Below are 356 nucleotides of genomic sequence, written 5' to 3'. Positions count from 1 at the left end.
CAAACTACCCAATCAGTTTGCGCTTTTCCCCTATGAAGAGAATAATGACCTCCATCCATCATCTATACACACGAGGGCAGGCATGAACTCTTTTGCATCATTGTTAAACCATCCCGATATTTCTTTTCTTCCGATTCCAGCCAGCATCAAAGTCGATAATCCGGCGACGGGCGAGACTTTGGCGTTTGTCCGCACGACTCGTTCAGACGACCTCAAACTACTGATTCAAAAGGCGGAGGCTGCACAAAAATTATGGGCGGCAAAAACCGCGTTGGAACGCGCCGATGTGTTGTGGCGTTGGTATTTTTTGATCAAGGAAAACAAAGAAGAACTGGCGCGCATCATGACGATGGAAC

Annotated in this window: 1 protein-coding gene; it reads left to right on the top strand. The window is 47.5% G+C overall.

All coding sequences use genetic code 11. The features are described from left to right. Nucleotides 1–82 precede the first annotated feature (82 nt). Nucleotides 83–356 (top strand): aldehyde dehydrogenase family protein (locus ACTHS3_RS17355; RefSeq protein WP_440368682.1); only part of this gene is annotated, 274 nt, incomplete at its 3' end.

This window comes from Neisseria sp. P0009.S007, assembly GCF_051962515.1.
Note: the sequence above shows the minus strand (reverse complement) of the source record. Positions and strands in the feature narration are given on the sequence as shown.